Annotated in this window: 18 protein-coding genes; 11 read left to right on the top strand and 7 right to left on the bottom strand. The window is 33.8% G+C overall.

From position 1 onward, the window contains the following. Positions 1 to 108 precede the first annotated feature (108 nt). The 7 genes from topA to BLV91_RS10055 all read left to right on the top strand — a co-directional run bounded on the left by topA (position 109) and on the right by BLV91_RS10055 (position 9,783). Entirely contained in the window at positions 109 to 2,640 is a 2,532-nt protein-coding gene (gene topA, locus BLV91_RS10085; RefSeq protein WP_091432611.1) for a type I DNA topoisomerase, read from the top strand. Between the two features lie 66 nt (positions 2,641 to 2,706). After that, entirely contained in the window at positions 2,707 to 3,858 is a 1,152-nt protein-coding gene (locus tag BLV91_RS10080) for a formimidoylglutamase (protein WP_091433056.1), read from the top strand. Positions 3,859 to 3,985: 127 nt separating this feature from the next. Further along, the gene (gene porK / locus BLV91_RS10075) at positions 3,986 to 5,392 is read left to right on the top strand and encodes a T9SS ring complex lipoprotein PorK/GldK (protein ID WP_091432610.1); all 1,407 of its coding nucleotides are present in this window, start codon (positions 3,986 to 3,988) and stop codon (positions 5,390 to 5,392) included. Positions 5,393 to 5,431: 39 nt separating this feature from the next. Next, positions 5,432 to 6,079 (top strand): type IX secretion system motor protein PorL/GldL, encoded by a 648-nt coding sequence (gene porL, locus BLV91_RS10070; protein WP_091432608.1) that lies wholly within the window; start codon positions 5,432 to 5,434, stop codon positions 6,077 to 6,079. Between the two features lie 47 nt (positions 6,080 to 6,126). Then, on the top strand, positions 6,127 to 7,665 hold the full coding sequence (gene porM, locus BLV91_RS10065) for a type IX secretion system motor protein PorM/GldM (RefSeq protein ID WP_091432606.1): 1,539 nt from the start codon (positions 6,127 to 6,129) through the stop codon (positions 7,663 to 7,665). Positions 7,666 to 7,714: 49 nt separating this feature from the next. Continuing rightward, positions 7,715 to 8,602 (top strand): type IX secretion system ring subunit PorN/GldN, encoded by an 888-nt coding sequence (gene porN, locus BLV91_RS10060; protein ID WP_091433052.1) that lies wholly within the window; start codon positions 7,715 to 7,717, stop codon positions 8,600 to 8,602. Between the two features lie 128 nt (positions 8,603 to 8,730). Next, positions 8,731 to 9,783 (top strand): NAD(P)/FAD-dependent oxidoreductase, encoded by a 1,053-nt coding sequence (locus BLV91_RS10055; protein ID WP_091432600.1) that lies wholly within the window; start codon positions 8,731 to 8,733, stop codon positions 9,781 to 9,783. A 4-nt stretch (positions 9,784 to 9,787) separates the two neighbouring features. On the opposite strand, the gene BLV91_RS10050 is transcribed toward BLV91_RS10055, so the two are convergent. Further along, on the bottom strand, positions 9,788 to 10,168 hold the full coding sequence (locus BLV91_RS10050; RefSeq protein WP_091433051.1) for a DUF983 domain-containing protein: 381 nt from the start codon (positions 10,166 to 10,168) through the stop codon (positions 9,788 to 9,790). A 73-nt stretch (positions 10,169 to 10,241) separates the two neighbouring features. Between BLV91_RS10050 and BLV91_RS10045 the strand changes: the two genes are divergently transcribed. Next, positions 10,242 to 12,149 (top strand): ABC-F family ATP-binding cassette domain-containing protein, encoded by a 1,908-nt coding sequence (locus BLV91_RS10045; protein ID WP_091432596.1) that lies wholly within the window; start codon positions 10,242 to 10,244, stop codon positions 12,147 to 12,149. A 190-nt stretch (positions 12,150 to 12,339) separates the two neighbouring features. Here the strand turns inward: BLV91_RS10045 and BLV91_RS10040 are convergent, their stop codons facing one another. Beyond that, positions 12,340 to 13,308, bottom strand: a complete 969-nt coding sequence (locus BLV91_RS10040) for an App1 family protein (protein ID WP_091432593.1) — start codon at positions 13,306 to 13,308, stop codon at positions 12,340 to 12,342. 65 nt (positions 13,309 to 13,373) lie between these two features. On the opposite strand from BLV91_RS10040, the gene BLV91_RS10035 reads away from it, so the two are divergent. Beyond that, complete coding sequence (locus BLV91_RS10035; protein ID WP_245709666.1) at positions 13,374 to 14,243, top strand: diacylglycerol/lipid kinase family protein; 870 nt, start codon at positions 13,374 to 13,376, stop codon at positions 14,241 to 14,243. On the opposite strand, the gene BLV91_RS10030 is transcribed toward BLV91_RS10035, so the two are convergent. After that, a complete protein-coding gene (locus BLV91_RS10030; protein WP_091432586.1) occupies positions 14,240 to 15,391 on the bottom strand; it encodes a GNAT family N-acetyltransferase in 1,152 nt (383 codons plus the stop codon). The genes BLV91_RS10035 and BLV91_RS10030 overlap by 4 nt on opposite strands. Before the next feature lie 96 nt (positions 15,392 to 15,487). On the opposite strand from BLV91_RS10030, the gene BLV91_RS10025 reads away from it, so the two are divergent. Next, a complete protein-coding gene (locus BLV91_RS10025) occupies positions 15,488 to 15,766 on the top strand; it encodes a 4a-hydroxytetrahydrobiopterin dehydratase (protein ID WP_091432583.1) in 279 nt (92 codons plus the stop codon). Positions 15,767 to 15,819: 53 nt separating this feature from the next. On the opposite strand, the gene BLV91_RS10020 is transcribed toward BLV91_RS10025, so the two are convergent. Beyond that, positions 15,820 to 16,302 (bottom strand): DUF1761 domain-containing protein, encoded by a 483-nt coding sequence (locus BLV91_RS10020; RefSeq protein ID WP_091432581.1) that lies wholly within the window; start codon positions 16,300 to 16,302, stop codon positions 15,820 to 15,822. Between the two features lie 168 nt (positions 16,303 to 16,470). Here BLV91_RS10020 and BLV91_RS10015 point away from each other — a divergent pair, with 168 nt between their 5' ends. Then, entirely contained in the window at positions 16,471 to 17,325 is an 855-nt protein-coding gene (locus BLV91_RS10015; protein WP_091432578.1) for a leucine-rich repeat domain-containing protein, read from the top strand. Positions 17,326 to 17,693: 368 nt separating this feature from the next. Here BLV91_RS10015 and BLV91_RS10010 read toward each other — a convergent pair whose 3' ends face one another. The 3 genes from BLV91_RS10010 to BLV91_RS10000 all read right to left on the bottom strand — a co-directional run bounded on the left by BLV91_RS10010 (position 17,694) and on the right by BLV91_RS10000 (position 19,363). Further along, a complete protein-coding gene (locus BLV91_RS10010; protein ID WP_091432575.1) occupies positions 17,694 to 18,392 on the bottom strand; it encodes a pseudouridine synthase in 699 nt (232 codons plus the stop codon). Between the two features lie 352 nt (positions 18,393 to 18,744). Beyond that, positions 18,745 to 18,942, bottom strand: coding sequence for a GIY-YIG nuclease family protein (locus tag BLV91_RS10005; RefSeq protein WP_245709664.1), 198 nt, complete (start codon positions 18,940 to 18,942; stop codon positions 18,745 to 18,747). Between the two features lie 109 nt (positions 18,943 to 19,051). Further along, complete coding sequence (locus BLV91_RS10000) at positions 19,052 to 19,363, bottom strand: GIY-YIG nuclease family protein (RefSeq protein WP_245709662.1); 312 nt, start codon at positions 19,361 to 19,363, stop codon at positions 19,052 to 19,054. Positions 19,364 to 19,396: the final 33 nt, after the last annotated feature.

Genomic DNA, 19,396 nt, shown 5'->3' with positions numbered 1-19,396 from the left:
GTTGGTTAAGGTTTTATGGGTTGTTTTTCGGATGAAAAATATTTTTAAAATTTTCGAAAGCCCAATATTTAAAAAAAACTTCTACTTTTGTCTCAGAAAAATAGAGCAATGGCAAAGAATTTAGTTATAGTTGAGTCCCCTGCAAAGGCAAAAACAATCGAGAAATTTTTAGGAAGTGATTTTCAAGTAGAGTCAAGTTATGGGCATATTGCCGACTTGCCTTCCAAAGAGATAGGTGTAGATGTAGAGAATGGTTTTAAACCTAAATACGAAGTTTCATCCGATAAGAAAGCTTTAGTAACTAAATTGAAAGGTTTGGCTAAAAAAGCAGACATGGTTTGGTTAGCAAGTGATGAGGATCGCGAGGGTGAGGCTATTTCTTGGCATTTATCAGAGGAACTAAAACTTGATAAGGAGAAAACAAAACGAATTGTTTTTCACGAAATTACAAAAAGTGCTATTTTAAAAGCAATAGATAATCCACGTGAAATTGACTATAATTTAGTAAACGCACAACAAGCAAGACGAGTACTTGATAGATTAGTGGGTTATGAGTTGTCTCCTGTATTATGGAGGAAAATTAAAGGAGGATTGTCGGCTGGACGTGTACAGTCGGTTTCTGTTCGTTTGATTGTAGAGCGAGAACGCGAAATCCAGAATTTTAATGCTATTGCAAGTTATTCTGTTGTAGCTGAATTCACTAATGAAGCTGGGAAATCTTTCAAAGCAAAAATTCCAAAAAATTTCAGCACTAAAAAAGAAGCTGAAGATTTCTTAAATAAAAATGTTGGTTCTAACTATAAGGTTTCGGATTTAGAAACGAAACCAACCAAAAAATCACCAACTGGTCCGTTTACAACTTCCACTTTACAACAAGAGGCGGCACGTAAACTGTATTTACCTGTTGGAATTACCATGCAACTGGCGCAACGGTTATACGAGGCTGGATTGATAACCTATATGAGAACGGATAGTGTTAATCTTTCTAAAGACGCGATGGATGCTGCTCAGGCTGAAATCATCAAGTCTTATGGAAAGGAATTTTCGAAACCTCGAACTTTTGTAAATAAAAGTAAAGGAGCACAGGAAGCGCATGAGGCCATCCGTCCAACTGATATGTCTCGACATACTGTGAATATCGATAGAGATCAAGCGCGTTTGTACGACTTGATTTGGAAAAGAACCTTGGCTTCGCAAATGAGTGATGCGCAATTAGAAAGAACAAATGTCAAAATTGAGGCTAATAATCACAGCGAGTTATTTACTGCTTCCGGTGAAGTGTTGCTTTTTGAAGGTTTCTTGAAAGTGTATCTTGAAGGGCATGATGACGATGAAGAGGAGCAGGAAGGAATGTTGCCTGCTATGAAAGTCAACGAAAAATTACAAAACAATTATATTACTGCCACCGAAAGATATTCTAGACCGCCAGCACGCTATACTGAAGCTTCTTTAGTTAAGAAATTGGAAGAGTTAGGAATTGGTCGTCCATCAACTTATGCGCCAACAATTTCTACCATTATCAATAGAAATTACGTGGAGAAAGGAAATCTTGACGGACAAGAAAGAAAATATACGCAATTAACTTTACAAGCTGGGAAACTGGATGAAAAGGAATTGAAAGAAAATACTGGTTCAGATAAAGGAAAATTAGTGCCAACGGATATCGGGACGATCGTAACTGATTTTTTGGTGAAGAATTTTGGGAATATATTGGATTATAATTTCACCGCAAAAGTGGAGCAGGATTTTGATGAAATAGCCGAAGGTAATGTCGACTGGGCAGTGATGATGAAAGAGTTTTACGATAAATTTCACCCTATAGTGAAAGATGTTGAAGCGAATGCCGAAAGAGAAAGTGGGGAAAGGATTTTAGGGAAAGATCCTAAAACTGAAAAGCAAGTTTCTGTACGTTTAGGGAAATTTGGTCCAATGGCTCAAATTGGTGAAGCAGATGATGAAGAGAAGAAATTTGCTAGTTTAATGGCAGACCAAAATATTGGAACTATTACCTTAGAAGAGGCATTAAATCTTTTCTTGCTTCCTAAAGATTTGGGTGAATATAAAGGAGAAGAAGTTCAGGTTAGTAATGGCCGTTATGGTCCTTATATTCGTCATGGAGCGGCTTTTGTTTCATTGCCAAAAGGAGAAAATCCTTTAGATGTAGATTTTAAAAGAGCACAGGAATTAATTGATGAGAAAGCACTCGCTGATGCGCCAATTGCTGTATATAAAGGGGAAGGCGTGCAGAAAGGTACGGGGCGTTTTGGTCCATTTATCAAATGGGACGGATTGTTTATCAATGTAAATAAGAAATATGATTTTGATAATTTATCGCAATCAGATATCGAAACATTGATTGAAGATAAATTGCAAAAGAACATTGATAAGGTTTTACATAACTGGACTGAAGAGGGGATTTTAGTTGAAAAAGCGCGTTGGGGTCGTTCTGTTATTACCAAAGGAAAAATTAAAATTGAACTGGGTAAAGAGGTTGATGCAACAAAGTTGACCTTGGAAGAAGTTCAGGAAATGATTGCTAAAAAGACGCCAGCTAAAAAAACTGCCGCTAAAAAAGCACCAGCTAAAAAGGCAGTAGCTAAGAAAACAGCAGTAAAAAAGGCCGTAACTAAAAAGAAATAATAACTAATTCCCGTTTCGTCTCCCTCTCTTATGGAGAGGGATGGGGAGAGGAAAAAAAGAAATAAAATGGAATTTGATTTTTTAAAACCTATTGGCTCTGATATTTTAGAAGAGATAAAAAAGTTGTCTTCTCAACAATTGGGAAGTAAAATCGTTTTTCATACGGATGAGCAGTTTCCTGATTTAAACAAAATTAATATTGCAATTATTGGTGTTTTGGAAAATCGAGGAAGTGAAAAAGCAACAGAAAATGTTGATTTGTTAGCTATTCGGAAAGAGTTATACAGCATGTTTCCAGGAAATTGGGATGCGTCAATTGCAGATTTAGGGAATATTCTTGCAGGAAATTCTGCGGATGATTCTTATTTTGCTTTGCGTAAAGTTGTTTCCGATTTAATAAAGAAAAAAATAATTCCAATCGTGATTGGTGGTTCTCAGGACTTAACTTTTGCACTATATAGGGCTTTCGACGAGTTAGAGCAGATGGTGAACTTGGTTACTATTGACAGTAAATTTGATTTTGGAAAAGAGAATGAGGGTGTTTCGGCCTCTTCTTATCTAACTAAAATTATCATAGATGAGCCGAATAATCTTTTTAATTATTGTAATATTGGGTATCAGACCTATTATAATTCTCAAGAAGAGATTGATTTAATTGAAAAACTGTTTTTTGATGCCTATAGATTAGGAGAAATTTCAAATAACATAGCCTTGGCAGAACCGGTTTTTAGAGATGCAGATATAGTGAGTCTTGATCTGAATTCTGTAAAATCTGCAGATTCAGGTAATTTTACTTCATTTGCGCCTAATGGCTTTAATGGTAAGGAAATTTGTTCATTGTCCAGATATGCAGGAATTAGTGATAAAGTATCTATTTTTGGAATATTTAATCATAATGATTCCGTTCAAGAGTCTGCTTTGGTAGCTCAAATAATCTGGTACTTTATAGAAGGCTTTCATTATCGGTCTAATGAGTATCCTTTTGGAAGCAGGGAAAATTATATAAAATATATTGTTCCTTTGGAAGAGGAGGTTTTGGTTTTTTATAAAAGTGACAAAACGGATCGATGGTGGATAGAGATACCATTTATTTCAAATGGGAGTAATAAATTAAAAAGAAATACGTTATTACCTTGTTCCTATGATGAATATTTAGGGGCGTGTAATCAAGAATTACCTGAAAGGTGGTGGAAAGCACAGCGAAAAAACAGTATTTAGTGGTTGATTTACTTCTACTAAATTTTTTATTTCAAAAAGAATCTTTAGTGTAAAATAATTGTTTTATTAAAAAATAATAAATAGGTTTACACACTTAAAAAATAATGAAAATATAACCCGAATTTATATGAAGAAGTTCATTGCATTTATGGCGATTTTGGCGCTATTAACCAGTTGTGGTAAATCTGGCGACAAAGGCGAATTGGTCGGTGTTCAAGGTGGGAAATGGCATCCTGAAAAACCTTATGGAATGACTTTAGTTCCTGGAGGTGCATATATTATGGGTAAATCAGACAATGATGTTGCCAATATTCAAGATGCTCCTACAAAAACAGTTACCGTTCGTTCATTTTATATGGATGAAACGGAAATAACCAATAGTGAGTACCGTCAATTTGTGGAATGGGTTAAGGATTCAACAATGAGAGTAAGATTAGCAATCCTGGCTGATCAAGAAGGTTTGAAACCAGGCGATGGTAAAGGGAAAAACACCGGAAGTATAGGTGATTTTGCTTTTAATGATTCAGATCCTGAAAAAATGACTGCCTATGATAAGTACATGTATGATAACTATTATAGTATTGGTACAGATGACGATCCTTATTCGGGAAGGAAATTAAATAGAAAAGTTAAGTTAATTAAAGATCCTAAATTATATCCTGATGCATATTACGTTGAGGTTATGGACTCTATGTATTTGCCATTAGAAGCGTCTTATAATGGTTTACGAACTATTGATGTAGATAAACTTAAATTTCGTTATTCTTGGATGGATATTCAAGCTGCAGCTAAAGCTAAAGTAGGAAAAAGAAAGGATTTCATAAAAACAGAAGAAGTTAAGGTATATCCAGATACAACAGTGTGGATTAAAGATTTTGCATATTCCTACAACGAACCTATGCACAATGATTATTTCTGGCATAAGGCGTATGGAGATTATCCCGTTGTTGGTGTGAAATGGACACAGGCAAAAGCTTTTTGTGCTTGGAGAACATTGAGTAAAAACACATATATTAAATCAAAAAAGAAGGGGCGTGATCTAATAAATTCATTTAGATTGCCTACTGAGGCTGAATGGGAATATTCAGCAAGGGGTGGCTTAGAGTCTGGAACCTATCCTTGGGGAGGGCCTTATACTAAAAATGACAGAGGATGTTTTCTTGCTAACTTTAAACCAAACAGAGGAGATTACGCTGCTGATCAGGCTTTATATACTGTAGAGGCAAAATCGTATGAGCCTAATGGCTATAACTTATATAACATGGCTGGGAATGTTGCTGAATGGACTGATTCATCGTATGACCCAAATGCGTATGAATATGTTTCTTCAATGAATCCAAATGTGTTGGACGCTTCCAATAAACGTAAAGTTGTTCGTGGAGGATCTTGGAAAGACGTGTCTTACTTCTTACAAGTAAGTACTAGAGATTTTGAATATGCTGATTCAGCCAGAAGCTTTATCGGATTCAGAACAGTTCAGGATTATATGGGATTAGAAACAACCGGAAACGGAAAAAAAGTTAAAAGCAGATAAAAAAAACCAAAACCTACTAAAATTTAAAACCTAAAAATTATGGCATTATTAAGTAAAAAAACAATGAATTTCGCATATGGAATGGGTGCTGCGGTTGTAATCGTTGGTGCTTTGTTCAAAATTATTCACTTTGAAATTGGACCGTTAACAGGAACAAGAATGCTAGCAGTGGGATTATTGACAGAAGCTTTTATTTTTGCCCTTTCAGCATTTGAGCCCGTTGATGATGAGTTAGATTGGACATTGGTTTATCCGGAGTTGGCGAATGGTATTAAAACAGAGCCGAAGAAAAGAGTGGAAACGCCTTCTGATTCACAAGGAATGTTATCGCAAAAATTAGACGCTATGTTGAAAGATGCTAAAATTGATGGAGAATTAATGTCAAGTTTAGGAAACAGCATCAAGAATTTTGAATCAGCAGCAAAAAGTATCGCTCCAACTGCTGAATCTATGGCTTCTACACAAAAATATAGTGAAGAGTTAAGTATGGCGGCAGCGCAAATGGAATCTTTGAACAGTTTATATAAAGTACAGTTGCAAAGTGCTTCTAGAAATGCACAAATCAATGAAGAAGTTCTTGAAAATAATTTAAAATTAAAAGAACAAATGCAATCATTGACAACTAACTTGTCATCGTTGAATAATGTTTATGGTGGAATGCTTTCTGCAATGGGTAAAAAAGGATAATTAGTTTCGAACTAGATAAACAAACAACTAACTAATTATTAGAAAATATGGCAGGAGGAAAATTAACCCCTAGGCAGAAGATGATAAACCTTATGTATTTGGTTTTTATCGCTATGTTGGCAATGAATGTATCAAAAGAAGTTATTTCAGGTTTTGGATTGATGAATGAAAAATTTGAAACTTCAAATGAAGCTTCAAAATTGTCTAATGATCAACTTTTAGGAGCATTAGATGCCAAAGCTGGAGAAGCAAAAGGTGAATTTATAGTTGCAGCAGAAACAGCACATAAAGTAAAGACAATAACAGATAATTTTTTTAGTTATATAGAATCTTTAAAAACACAAGCTGGTACTGGATTTGAAATTAATCCTGAGACTGGAAAATTGCCTTATGAAGATATGGATAAAGGTGATAATATTGATGACTGGTTTGAAGGTGAAGCTTACTCAAAAAAGGGCGACGAAATTATCGCTACTATAAATAAATATAAGTCAGATATGAAGTCTGTACTTGGAGCTGATACAAAATATGCTTCAATTATTAAAGAAGTTGAAAGTAAATTTGACATTTCAGATGTTAAGAATAAAGAAGGATTAAAAGATAAGTTTTTATCCTATCATTTCAAAGGTTTTCCAGCTATTGCAACTATAGCAAAGCTTTCAACTTGGCAAAATGATATTGACAAAGCGCAGTCAGATGTTTATAGTTCTGCTTTAGGTAAAGCGGCTGTTGCTGCGGCATCTTATAGTAATTATGAAGCGATTGTTGTACTAGATAAAAATGCTTATTTCCAAGGTGAAACTGTTACTGGTAAAGTAGTTCTTGGTAGATATGATGGGAATACAAAACCAACTTCTTTTTCTGGTCCAGGAAAAATTGTTAATGGTCAGGCTGTGATTTCAATGACAGCAGGTGGTGTAGGAGAGCAAACAATAGCAGGACAATTTTCTTTTCTTGAAGATGGGAAAACAGTTCCGCTTGCATTTAAAGGAAAATATGTAGTTGTTCCAAGACCTAATTCTGCTACAATTTCAGCAGATAAAATGAATGTAGTATACAGAGGTGTTGTTAATCCAATGTCTATTTCATTTGCTGGTATTTCTGATAGCGATGTTTCTGTTTCAGCTCCTGGTTTGTCTAAAGCAGGTAATGGGAAATACAACATGAGTCCAGGTGGAGGAAATGAAGTTGTAATTAGTGTTTCAGGTAAAATGTCTGATGGAAAAGTTGCTACTGACAAAAAAGTATTTAGAATCAAAGGAATTCCAGGACCTACAGGTACAATTAGAGGAGAAACAGGTGTTGTTAAAGGACCTAAGTCGAATCTTGAAATTGCTACAATCGGAGCTAAATTGGAAGATTTTGATTTTGAAGTTGGTTTGAATGTTGTTGGATTTAATTTAAAAGTTACAGGACAACCTACAGTGGTCGTGCAAGGTGATAAATTAAATGCACAATGTAAATCAGTTCTTTCTAAAGCGGGAAGAGGAGATCAGGTAACTATCTCTGATATTAAAACTAAATTAGTTGGCGCAGGTAGTTATTTATTACCAAGAACTGCTCCGGTTATTTTTGAAATACAATAATAAACAAGTTACCTTAAGGGTTGCTACATTATCTTATAATCATACCATGATGAAAGTTAAAAATTTTTTAATAGTTATTATTTCCATTACTTGGAGCGTTACGTCTTTGGCGCAATCTAATTTGCTGAATGCAAAAACGCCTTCTGAAATAGGACTTAAAACTGCTGCACAACTTATTTCTGATAATGATAAGCCTTTAGCTTATGGTTATGTTCATGATAGAGATATTTTGATGGGAAAAACAGTTTGGGAGATTATAGATTTAAGTGAAAAAATTAATTTCGCTTTGTATTTTCCAATTGATGAAAATCTTGGTGCTGATAGAAGGTCATTGTACAATGTATTGACAAAAGCAATCAATAGTGGAGAAATAAGTGAAGTGTATTCAGATAGTTATTTTAAAACTAAAAAAACTTTAGCTGATATTCAAGGTTCATTGTCACGTATTGATACTACTGATGCTGGACGTGAACAAGTAAATGCAGGTATGCAAGTTTCACCTGAATATATTTTGCGATCTGATTTGACTTCCCAAGATGTTACTCAATACAAGATCAAAGGATATTGGTATTTTGACAAACGTCAAAGTGAATTGAAATATCGTTTGTTAGGTATTTGTCCTGTTACTCCGGATGTTTATACAATGAATAATGATGAAAAAGATTATATCGAATTGTTTTGGGTATTTTTCCCATCAGCTAGAGAGGTATTGCATGAGGCGAAAGCATTCAACAATCAAAATTCAGCAATGCCAATTTCTTTTGACCAAATTTTAAACTCACGTCATTTTAATAGTGTAATCTATAAAGAAGAGAACGTTTATGGTGATAGAGATATTAAGGATTACATGAGAGATAATGCGCAAAATCAATTACTGGAATCTGAAAGGGTAAAAGAAAAAATTCGTGATTTTGAATCTGATATGTGGAATTACTAATTTCAATTAGAATATAAATAATATTAACTCTTGTCGTTTACGATGAGAGTTTTTTATTTTATAAATATTTAGGTTTGTTTGAGATGGGGGATTAATTTTGACTGTGGATTAATAGTTACTTTTGTATTATGATTGATTATTTAATAATAGGTTCTGGTTTGGCTGGGATAGCATTTTCTGAAATGGCTTTGCAAAATGATAAAACCATTTTTGTGATGGATAATAGTTCTCAGAATTCTTCTAAGATTGCTGGCGGACTTTATAATCCAGTTATTTTAAAACGCTTTAGTGAAGTATGGAAAGCGCAGGAACAATTAGTTTTAATGGAAACTTTCTATGCTGCCTTAGAAGAAAAACTTAAGACTAAGGTGGATTTTAAAAAGCCCATTTTAAGAAAATTCTTTTCTATTGAAGAACAAAACAATTGGTTTGCTGCCTCCGATAAGATTGCGTTGGCGCCATTTTTATCTACAGAGTTAATCACAAAAAAATATTCTGGAATTGAATCGCCTTATAGTTATGGGGAAGTGCTGCAAACGGGATACGTTGATACTGCGATCTTACTAAAAGAGTACAGAGAGTACTTATTTAAAAGTGGTCTTTTCTCAGGTTCCTCTTTCGAATATGAGATTTTAGAAGTTTTTCCAGATCATATTCGATATAAAGATATTGAAGCAAAACATATTGTATTTGCTGAAGGTTTTGGGATGCATGCCAACCCATACTTTAAACATTTGCCGTTGGATGGAACAAAAGGAGAGCTATTCATTATAAAAGCGCCAGAATTAGTATTGGACGTTATTGTGAATACCAGCGTTTTTATCCTTCCTTTAGGCAATGATTTGTTTAAAGTGGGTGCAACCTACAATTGGAAAGACAAAACAGATTTGCCGTCTGAGGAAGGTAGGTTGGAACTAATAGATAGAATCAAAGAGATTATTACCTGTGATTTTGAAATAGTCGAGCATTTTGCTGGTGTGCGACCTACTGTTAAGGATAGAAGGCCTTTGGTTGGGACCCATGCAGTGCATCGCTCAATTCATATTCTAAATGGATTAGGTACCCGTGGCGTGATGCTTGGACCAGCTATGGCCGAAGCACTATTTAATAATATTGAAGATCAAATTCCTTTGGATAAAGAAATTGATATCAAGAGGTTTTTACCTAAAGACCAAAGGTAAAATACTATTGCTTGAAATTCGGGTCGTAAGATACGAACATGTTTATGTATATATTTCTTGACCAACGCAGAATGAATGGAAATAAGACTACGATTGAAGCGATTATCGAAATAAAAGCAACTTTTAGGGAAGAATTAAAGATCAAATAAGATACAATAAATGCGGCAATTCCCACCGCCACATTTAAGCCGTAACTTACATACATGGCTCCATAAAAAAACGAAGGTTCAATTTGATATTTTAATCCGCAATGACTACATTTTTCATTCATTTTCAAGACATTTCCAATATTTAGCGGATTTGGGTCTAAATACATGCTCTCTTTCTGACATTTAGGACAAGTTCCTGTTAAAATACTATATAATTTGGATCCTTTTTTTAACATTTGCAAAAAATTTAATTTTTCCTTTTTTGGAGTTGTAAATTTACAACTTCGGAAAGGAATAAAATCATAATACATGCTTAATATACACAATTTATCTGTTTCGTTTGGTGGCTCTTATTTATTTGAAGAAGTGACCTTTCGATTGGGTGCTGGAGACCGTGTGGGTCTTGTTGGTAAAAATGGTGCAGGTAAATCTACAATGCTCAAAATGTTGGCTGGGGACTTTCTTCCAGATACAGGCGTGATTTCTCAAGAAAAGGAAGTTCGTATGGGTTTTTTGCGTCAAGATATTGATTTTGAGCAAGGCCGGACAGTTTTAGAAGAGGCTTATGAAGCTTTTGTCGATATAAAAATAGTAGAAAAAAAATTAGAGGAAATCAATCATCAATTAGTGACTCGTACTGATTATGAAAGTGAGGAATATTCCAAAATAATTGAAGATTTATCTGATTATACACATCGTTTTGAATTATTGGGTGGTTATAACTATGTTGGTGATACTGAGAAAATTTTGCTGGGATTAGGTTTTAAGAGAGAAGTGTTCAACAATCAAACGGAGACTTTTTCAGGTGGTTGGAGAATGCGAATCGAATTAGCTAAACTTTTATTGCAAGCTAACGATGTTTTGCTACTGGATGAGCCAACAAATCACCTTGATATCGAAAGTATCATTTGGTTAGAGAGTTTCTTGCGTAATTATATAGGTGTTGTAGTAATTGTTTCTCACGATAAGATGTTCTTGGACAATGTGACTAATAGAACAATTGAAATTTCCCTTGGAAAAGCATACGATTTCAACAAACCGTATTCTCAATATTTAGAATTGCGTCATGAAATACGTGAAAAGCAATTGGCAACTCAAAAGAATCAAGCAAAAAAAATTGAGGAAACTGAAAAGCTGATCGAAAAATTCCGTGCAAAAGCTTCTAAAGCATCCATGGCACAATCGATGATAAAAAAGCTGGATAAAATAGAACGTATTGAAGTAGACGAGGATGATAATTCTGTAATGAATATCTCTTTTCCGCTTTCTAAAGTTCCTGGTCGTGTTGTAATTGAAGCTGAAAAAGTGACCAAAAGCTACGGTGATAAAACCATCTTAAAAGATATTTCACTTTTGGTGGAACGTGGAAGTAAGATTGCATTTGTAGGACAAAATGGTCAAGGAAAATCAACTTTTATCAAAGCCATTGTTAATGAATTTGAATATGAAGGAGAAATAAAATTAGGACACAATGTTCAGGTTGGTTATTTTGCTCAAAACCAAGCTGAATATCTTGACGGTGAAATCACATTGCTTCAAACAATGGAAGATGCGGCATCAGATACTAATCGTTCTAAGGTGCGCGATATGTTAGGTTCATTCCTCTTTCGAGGCGACGATGTCGAGAAAAAGGTAAAAGTCCTTTCAGGAGGGGAAAGAAACCGTCTAGCGCTCTGTAAATTGCTTTTGCAGCCCATAAATGTGTTGGTGATGGATGAGCCTACGAATCACTTGGATATTAAGTCTAAAAATGTTTTGAAAGCGGCTTTACAAAAATACGAAGGGACACTACTGTTAGTTTCTCACGATAGGGATTTCCTTCAAGGAATGTCGAATATTGTTTATGAATTTAGAGACCAAAAAATAAAAGAATATCTAGGTGATGTTAATTATTTCTTGGAGCAGCGCAATTTAGAAAATATGCGTGAAGTCGAGAAAAAAGATGCTTTAAAAGCAGCAGCCCCAAAAGAGAGCAACAAAATTTCTTATGAAGAACAAAAGAAAGGAAAGGCGTTGCAGAATCGTTTGAGCAAAATTGAAAGTCAAATCAAGCAATTAGAGCGAGACATTCAACAAGATGATAAAATGTTAGCCTCAAACTACGATAAACATATCGAAGATGCGAAGTTCTTTACCGCCTACAATAAAAAGAAAGCGGAATTAGATAAATATCTTTCAGATTGGGAACTAGTGCAAGAGGAAATTGATAATGCCTAAGAAGAATTAGAACAGTCAGGAGCTATTTCCGGCTGTTCATTACAAGCTTTCCAGCCTCATTGTATTTTTCTAAATTATAAAAGGAGCTTCTAAAGTCGCTCTTTTACAATAAGAAAAATGTAGTGAGGCTAAGAAAGCCTTTTCATTTCCATCCGGGCTAATGCGCTTTGCAGTTCCAAATCAATTTTTACTATGCAATCAAGCCCATCTTCTTAGAATGCGCTATAGCTTCTGCGCTATTTTTAAAATAACAAACGGTAACATCCATAGTTTCTAGGTTTTTCATGACCTTGATGACTTTTTCTTTTTTATGATGGCCAGTTTGTCTTATGTAAATCGCTTTTACCGTTAAAGGAAATATCTTGCTGATGGCTTCATATAAATAAGGATCATGTTGCGAATCGTCGCCAATTAGCACATATTTTAAGTTAGGGTAGAACTCTAATATGTGTTTTATTTTATCAAATTTATGGTTGTGCCCACCTCTTCCTGTCCAAAAGAAATTAGTTAGGCTGGTTTTGATGTCTTTTAATAATAAAACTGCTTTGGGTAACTGGTGAATTTCAGTAAACTTCACTAAAAACCGATATAGATTCCATTCACTGCTTGAAACATAGAAAAAGGCATTCAATTCTCCATTCTCACTTCTTCCTGCAGCGCTCAAAGCTTGGAAATGAGGAACAACGTCTTCAAAAACTTTTCTTCCCTCGACATTTTTAAATAATAAATAATATAGTTTTTTTAATGGATTAAGAGTGTAAGACACTAAAAATGTATCGTCAATATCAGATATAATTCCTAAATCACCTTTGTGAGGGCGTATGTAGCTTTCTTTAGTTGAGATAGTGTTATTATTGTAGATGATGCTAACCTCATAATCAATCCAGCCATAATTATTGTGGTGGTCTAGTGGAATGCAAAATTTAAAATAACCGTCGACCAATGTTTTTGTATGGATTTTTGTTCCGTTGTGTGTGAGATAAACATCAGCATTTGCTTGCGTTTTAATCCGAAACAGGCTGATGATTGAGGTCGCATTTTTAAAATTTTTTTCCAGAAAATCATAATCTTTTGTTTTGGTTGGTTTAAAGACATGCCCCATCACAATCAATTCCTGTTCATTCGCATATCCGCGGTATAATTTTAAAATTGGTTTCATTTTGTTTACTACTTTTGAAGTCTGTTGAAAATTAATTATTTTTAATCAATAAACGAAATATAAGCTTGAAAAAGAATGTTATAATGATCACGAACCCTGTTTCGGGTGGAGTTGATAAATCAGAATTTATCGATGCAGCGTCTAATTACGCAGCAAAGGAAAATTTAAATTTTGTTCTGTATGAAACTTCGGCTGATAATAATACTGCTGAAATCAAGGCTTTATATAAAAAATTCATGCCTGAACGGATTATTGTTGCTGGTGGTGATGGAACCATAAAGTTGGTGGCTGAGGCATTGGCAAACGAAGATTTTATATTGGGAATTTTACCAGCAGGGTCAGCTAATGGATTGGCTACTGATTTAGGGCTGCCTAAAAGTATCGAAGACAGTTTACCAATTGCTTTTAAGAATGATTATAAAGAAATAGACGTGATTGTGGTAAATGGTAAGATGAGTCTGCACTTAAGCGATTTGGGACTTAACGCCACACTTATTAAAAACTACGAAGAAGGTTCCATGCACGGAAGATGGCATTATGCATTACAAGCTTTCAAGACATTGATTAATACAGATGTCGATTTTTCTGCAACAGTTACTGCTAATAATGAGATGACGGAATATCAAGCGCGAATGATTGTTATCGCAAATTCTAAAAAATATGGAACGGGCGTAACTATAAATCCTAATGGAGTTATGGATGATGGAAAGTTTGAAATTATAATACTGAAAAATCTGGATTTTATGGTTTTTGGTAAAATAATTACTGGAAATATGCCATTAGAATCAGAGGATATTTCCATTATTTCTACAGATAAAGCGACGATTAAAACAACTTTCCCTGTTAGTTTCCAAATGGATGGAGAGTATTACGGTGCTGAATCTGAATTTAATATTGAAGTAGCTCCTCAAAAGCTCAAGGTAGCGATTCCTTAATTTTTGAATGGATTACGTTGCTGCCATTCAATTTTAGGTTCGAAATAGCTGAAAGTCTTGGAAACAAACAGATTGATAAAAGGATTACTGTGCTTCATTAGTCCATACATGGAAATTGGATTGGCGCCTACAGAGCTTTTTATCTCCAATGCAGTCCTTGCAAAAATAATCCGTTTGTAGCCTTTATTAATAGAGTAGCCAATCATGTCATAAAGCATATTTAAATATAACATTTTTTCACGTTGGTGTTTTTCGTCGTAACCCAGGAAATAAGTATCGATGTCTGCTCCGTTTTTAATCAATGTGTTGAATCCTATTAATTCGTCTCCTAAAAAATAACCGTAAAATAGGAAGTTGTCTTTTAATGATTTTTTAAAAGATACAAAATGATTTTCAGGAAGGTAAAAAGTGTTGAATGGGGCGTTCTTAGCTACATTCATATATAATTCATAAATTCTTGCGTTGTAAGCTGTAATTTCTTCGAGAGATAGTTTTTTTTTCGTAATTCCGTCCGCTTTTTTCCGGGCTCTTTTGTACTGATCTCGATACTTTTTGCTCTTGTCTAGAATATAATCGTCAAATGTTTTCCAAGATTCCCTAATCTGAAAAATCATATTAGGCTGAGTCGTAAACTTATAGAATGATTTGAATTCCGGAAGCTCAAATGGTTTGATATCTGATTGAGAAAAATCTTTGAAAATCGTCAAATGTATATTGATTCCTTTTTTACGGAAAGTAATTTTTAACTCCTCTGCAACTTTTTCTAAAAGAATCATTCCTTCGGATATTGATAATTTTTTGCTAAAACTACATCCGTTTTGTCCTGTTAACATATTGTTTCCCATCACCAAAACATTAGAGCTTAGTCTTTTAAAAGTAAATTCTCGAAACATAGTTTTTAAACAATGATCGCGTTCTCCAAAAGAATGAACATCACTTAAATCAATGTATTGTGATAAGGCAATACCAATCAATTCATCGTTAAGAAATAAACCTATAAAATGGCAAACCATGTTTCTAGGGGCAGATTTTTCCAGTACGGTCAAGTAATCTTTAGAAAGAAAAATGTTATTGATAGCCAAAGAATCCCAGTTAGTAGATAAATCTTTAGTAGAAGAATAGATTTTGAAGGAAAAATTTGATTTCAATAGATAGGAAAATTAATGGTTGTCAAAATTAACATATAAAGTTAAAAGAGAGACGCATTAGGCAGATTTTAACTAATTTTATTAAAAAGAAAAATTATGGATACGTACAATGAGCAAAAGGCACAGCCTATTTTGAAAGAATTGAAGGATTGGACATTTAATAATAATGGAATTGAGAAAAAGTTTGTTTTTAAAAACTTCAGCCAGGGACTTGGATTTATAGTACAAGTAGGACTTTTAGCTGAGAAACAAAATCATCATCCTGAATTATTTAATGTATACAATAAAGTGGATATTCGGTTGTCAACACACGATGCTAATGGCCTTACTGATAAAGATATTGATTTAGCAAAAGCAATAGATCAAATTTCATAAGATAATAATCTCCTCTCCTTTGATAAAAAAGGAAAGGAGACCACTTTCTTAGATTAAATCCAAGCGCAAATAATTCCTCCCATTAGCATAAAACAAACGATCCAAAAACCTCCGTTTACTAATGTGTATTTCCAGCTTTTTCTTTCAAAGAGTGCATTAGTGCCTATTACGGGCAGTGCCATAAATAGACCTGCAATAAATCCATGAAGCATCCCGTGTTTGAATGTTCTGAAGGCGGTCCCATAATCTGCCATAAATGCGGCATATGAAGGTTTGGCAATAGAAATGTCTCCACCAACCATTCCAATTGCACCCCACTGATGAATAGTTAGAAACTGAAGTGTCATAGCAATAAGAAACGCATAAAATACCGCCATTCCAAAGATCATGATCATGTTTGTGCCTTTCATTTTTTCTTCGGTCATGCCAGCCTCTTTCATCCATATTGTTCCAAAAACTTTTGGGTGATACCAAACAAATCCTACTAATAATGTTGAAAAAGCTGCAGCAATAAGAGCTAAAAAGTTAATTTCCATAGAGTTATGTTTATAGTTTAAAAAACAAATATAATATTTATTCATTAAATTTAATTGTAAGAAAATTATAGGTATATTTTAATAATTAATGTAGTTCGTCGATTATATTTGCTGATAAACTACATTGTATGTACATTTAATCATCAGAAATAATAAAATTAACAGCTTATGAAAAATTTATTCACTCTTTTATTGACCGTTTTAGCATCATTTACAATGATGGCTGATGTTTCATTTTCAGATAAAGCAGTATTATTGAAGTTATATAATTCGACTAATGGAGCTAACTGGACAACAAAATGGGATTTAGCTTCACCAGTATCGACTTGGTACGGTGTTAGATTGGAAGGTGATGAAGTTGTATCTATTAATTTAGCTGATAATAATTTGGTTGGAGAGATTCCTAGTGAAATTGTAAATCTAGTTAATCTACAAGAGTTAAATTTACATAAAAACGGTATATCTGGTACTATACCAAATTCGTTGCAGAATTTAAAAGAATTAAAGATTTTGGATCTTTCTTTTAATAGATTGTCAGGAGCTATACCAGTTTCAATTTGTGAAATGAATAAGCTTCAAGATTTAGAACTTTATATGAATAGGCTAACAGGTGAGTTACCAGAGCAAATTGGTAAATTACAAAGCCTTGAAACATTGGCAGTTTTTAATAACGAAATTGAAGGACAAATTCCAAGCTCTCTTTATGAAGTAAAAACATTGAAAATATTACTTTTAAATAGTAATAAATTAGTTGGCAAATTAAGTGCTAATGTATCTAATTTGAAAATGTTAGAAAACCTTAGTTTGTTTGAAAACAATATGGACGGTCAAGTCCCTTTTAGTTTAGAGAATTTAAGCAATCTAAAAGAAATGAATATTTCTTATAATATGTTTAGCGGTTTAACCTCAAGAAGGTTGGCGGTTTTAGACACTTTAAATTTGACAATGTTAAATGAGAAAGGGGCTGTTGCTCTAATGAATGTAGCGATGGAAATAGAAAGACCTCTAGTTTCAGAAGACTAATATTGTAGTCTAATTTGTAGAAAATATATCGATTGATTATCTAAAATAAGTTGATGTTTTTAATAAGTTTAGTTAGTTTAAACCTGTGTTGCTTGGGCATCATGGGTTTTTTTATGGGAATATATCCATAAGGGGCGATGGTAGGTAAGGGATAAGCGAAAAAGCCTGCTGTTTATATGAAGCTTTCTTAGTAGTCCGCCACGGCTGAAACTCCAACCTTTGTTAGTCATTACGGATATGAGTATTCTCTACAAAATTTATTAGCGGGAAATATTGAAATATCTAAACGGTTTTTTGAGGATTATTAGAGTGTTTTATCATACGCAGCTTAAATTTTAAAATAGAACAATAATTTTAAAATCATTATTCTATGTATACTTACTCAAATTTAGATTAAGAATAGTACCTACTCTGCTAAACTCTTCATTAATCTTAGCATTCAAGATTAGTTGGTCATTATTTATTGGATGATTAAAAATTAACTGATGTGCATGAAGCATCATTCCTTTTAGGTCATAATTCTCCAGCCATAATTTATTTTGTTTGTTGCAACCATGAGGACGGCTTCCTAAAATGGGATGGAAAATATGTTTGAAATGTTTTCGTAATTGATGCATACGCCCAGTTTCAGGAATCGCTTCTACCAAAGAATATCGTGACGTTGGTTTATTATTAAACTCTAACTCAACTTCGGCATTTTGCAAACGATGAAAGTATGTTATTGCATTTTGTTTAATGTCATCATCATTGGTTAAATCATAATCAATCGTTAGTTCTTCAGGTGACCAACCACGTAAAATTGCTAAATATTTTTTTTCGACTTCGCGTGCGGCGAAACGTTCATTCATGATTTTTAAAACCTCTTTATTCAACGCAAACAATAAGACACCAGATGTTTTGCGGTCTAACCGGTGAATAGGGTAAACGTGTTGTCCTCCTATTTGATTTCTCAATTCTTGAATAGCATAGACTTTTGCATCACGCGCATAAAATGATTTATGAACTAATAATCCACTCGGTTTATTAATTGCTATAATATATTCGTCTTGATAAAGAATTTCTAACATTCAACAAAAATAAGAGAGATTTCGATTATAATCAGTTTTATGATTAGTTTATTTCTCCTTTTCTTTTTTTAGATCGAGAAACAAAAGATGATAATCGCAGAAACTGTTGTTAAAAGACTCTCCGAAGAATTTTCATAAAAAAGAAAACGTCTCTTTTGTATAATTTTTTTGATCTTAAAACCTTAAATTGTATAAATGTCTCTGACATTTTACGAATTATTCTAAAAGTAAAAAAAGCCTCCTGTTTCTATGAGGCTTTCTTAGTAGCGGGAAATTGGATTTCGAAGCCGTGTCCGCCGCGGCGGATAAGAGCCCTCCGAATTATTTGTTGGCAATCAGTTTTTGAATAAATTCACGTCCTGTGCCAGTCTTCAGCTTTAGAATTTAAAAATTCTACATGAATTACTTCCCATGGTCTGAATTTTAAAGTGTATCCTTTTGTTTCTAGAAGATTGTGTGAGTTAAAACGCGCAATTAGATTAGAAGTAAAGCCAGTATAATTCTTGCTGTATTTTTCGGAATATAAAATGTAAACAACAAATTCATCCATAAGAATTACTTTAAATAGAAAAAAGCCTCCTGTTTCTATGAGGCTTTCTTAGTAGCGGGAAATTGGATTTCGAAGTCGTGTCCGCCGCGGCGGATAAGAGCCCTCCGAATTATTGGTTGGGAATCAGTTTTTGAATGAAGTCACGTCCTATTCCAGTTTTCAGGTGTTTTTCTCTTTTCATAGCTTCAGCTTTAGAATCGAAAAATTCTACATGAATGACTTTCCATGGTCTGAATTTTAAAGTGTATCCTTTTGTTTCTAGAAGATTATGTGAGTTAAAACGCGCAATTAGATTAGAAGTAAAGCCAGTATAATTCTTGCTGTATTTTTCGGAATATAAAATGTAAACAACAAATTCAGGATCAGGAACAAAACCTGGGGAGGATTTAATAAAAATATAGATATTTGCAGAGCAAAACAATAATAAATGGATTCATTCGAGCTTTTAAAATTT

It is taken from the genome of Flavobacterium degerlachei (genome assembly GCF_900106645.1).
In the GTDB taxonomy this organism is placed as follows: Bacteria; Bacteroidota; Bacteroidia; order Flavobacteriales; family Flavobacteriaceae; genus Flavobacterium; species Flavobacterium degerlachei.
The sequence above is the reverse complement of the archived record's forward strand: the minus strand, read 5'-3'. Positions and strand labels throughout refer to the sequence as shown.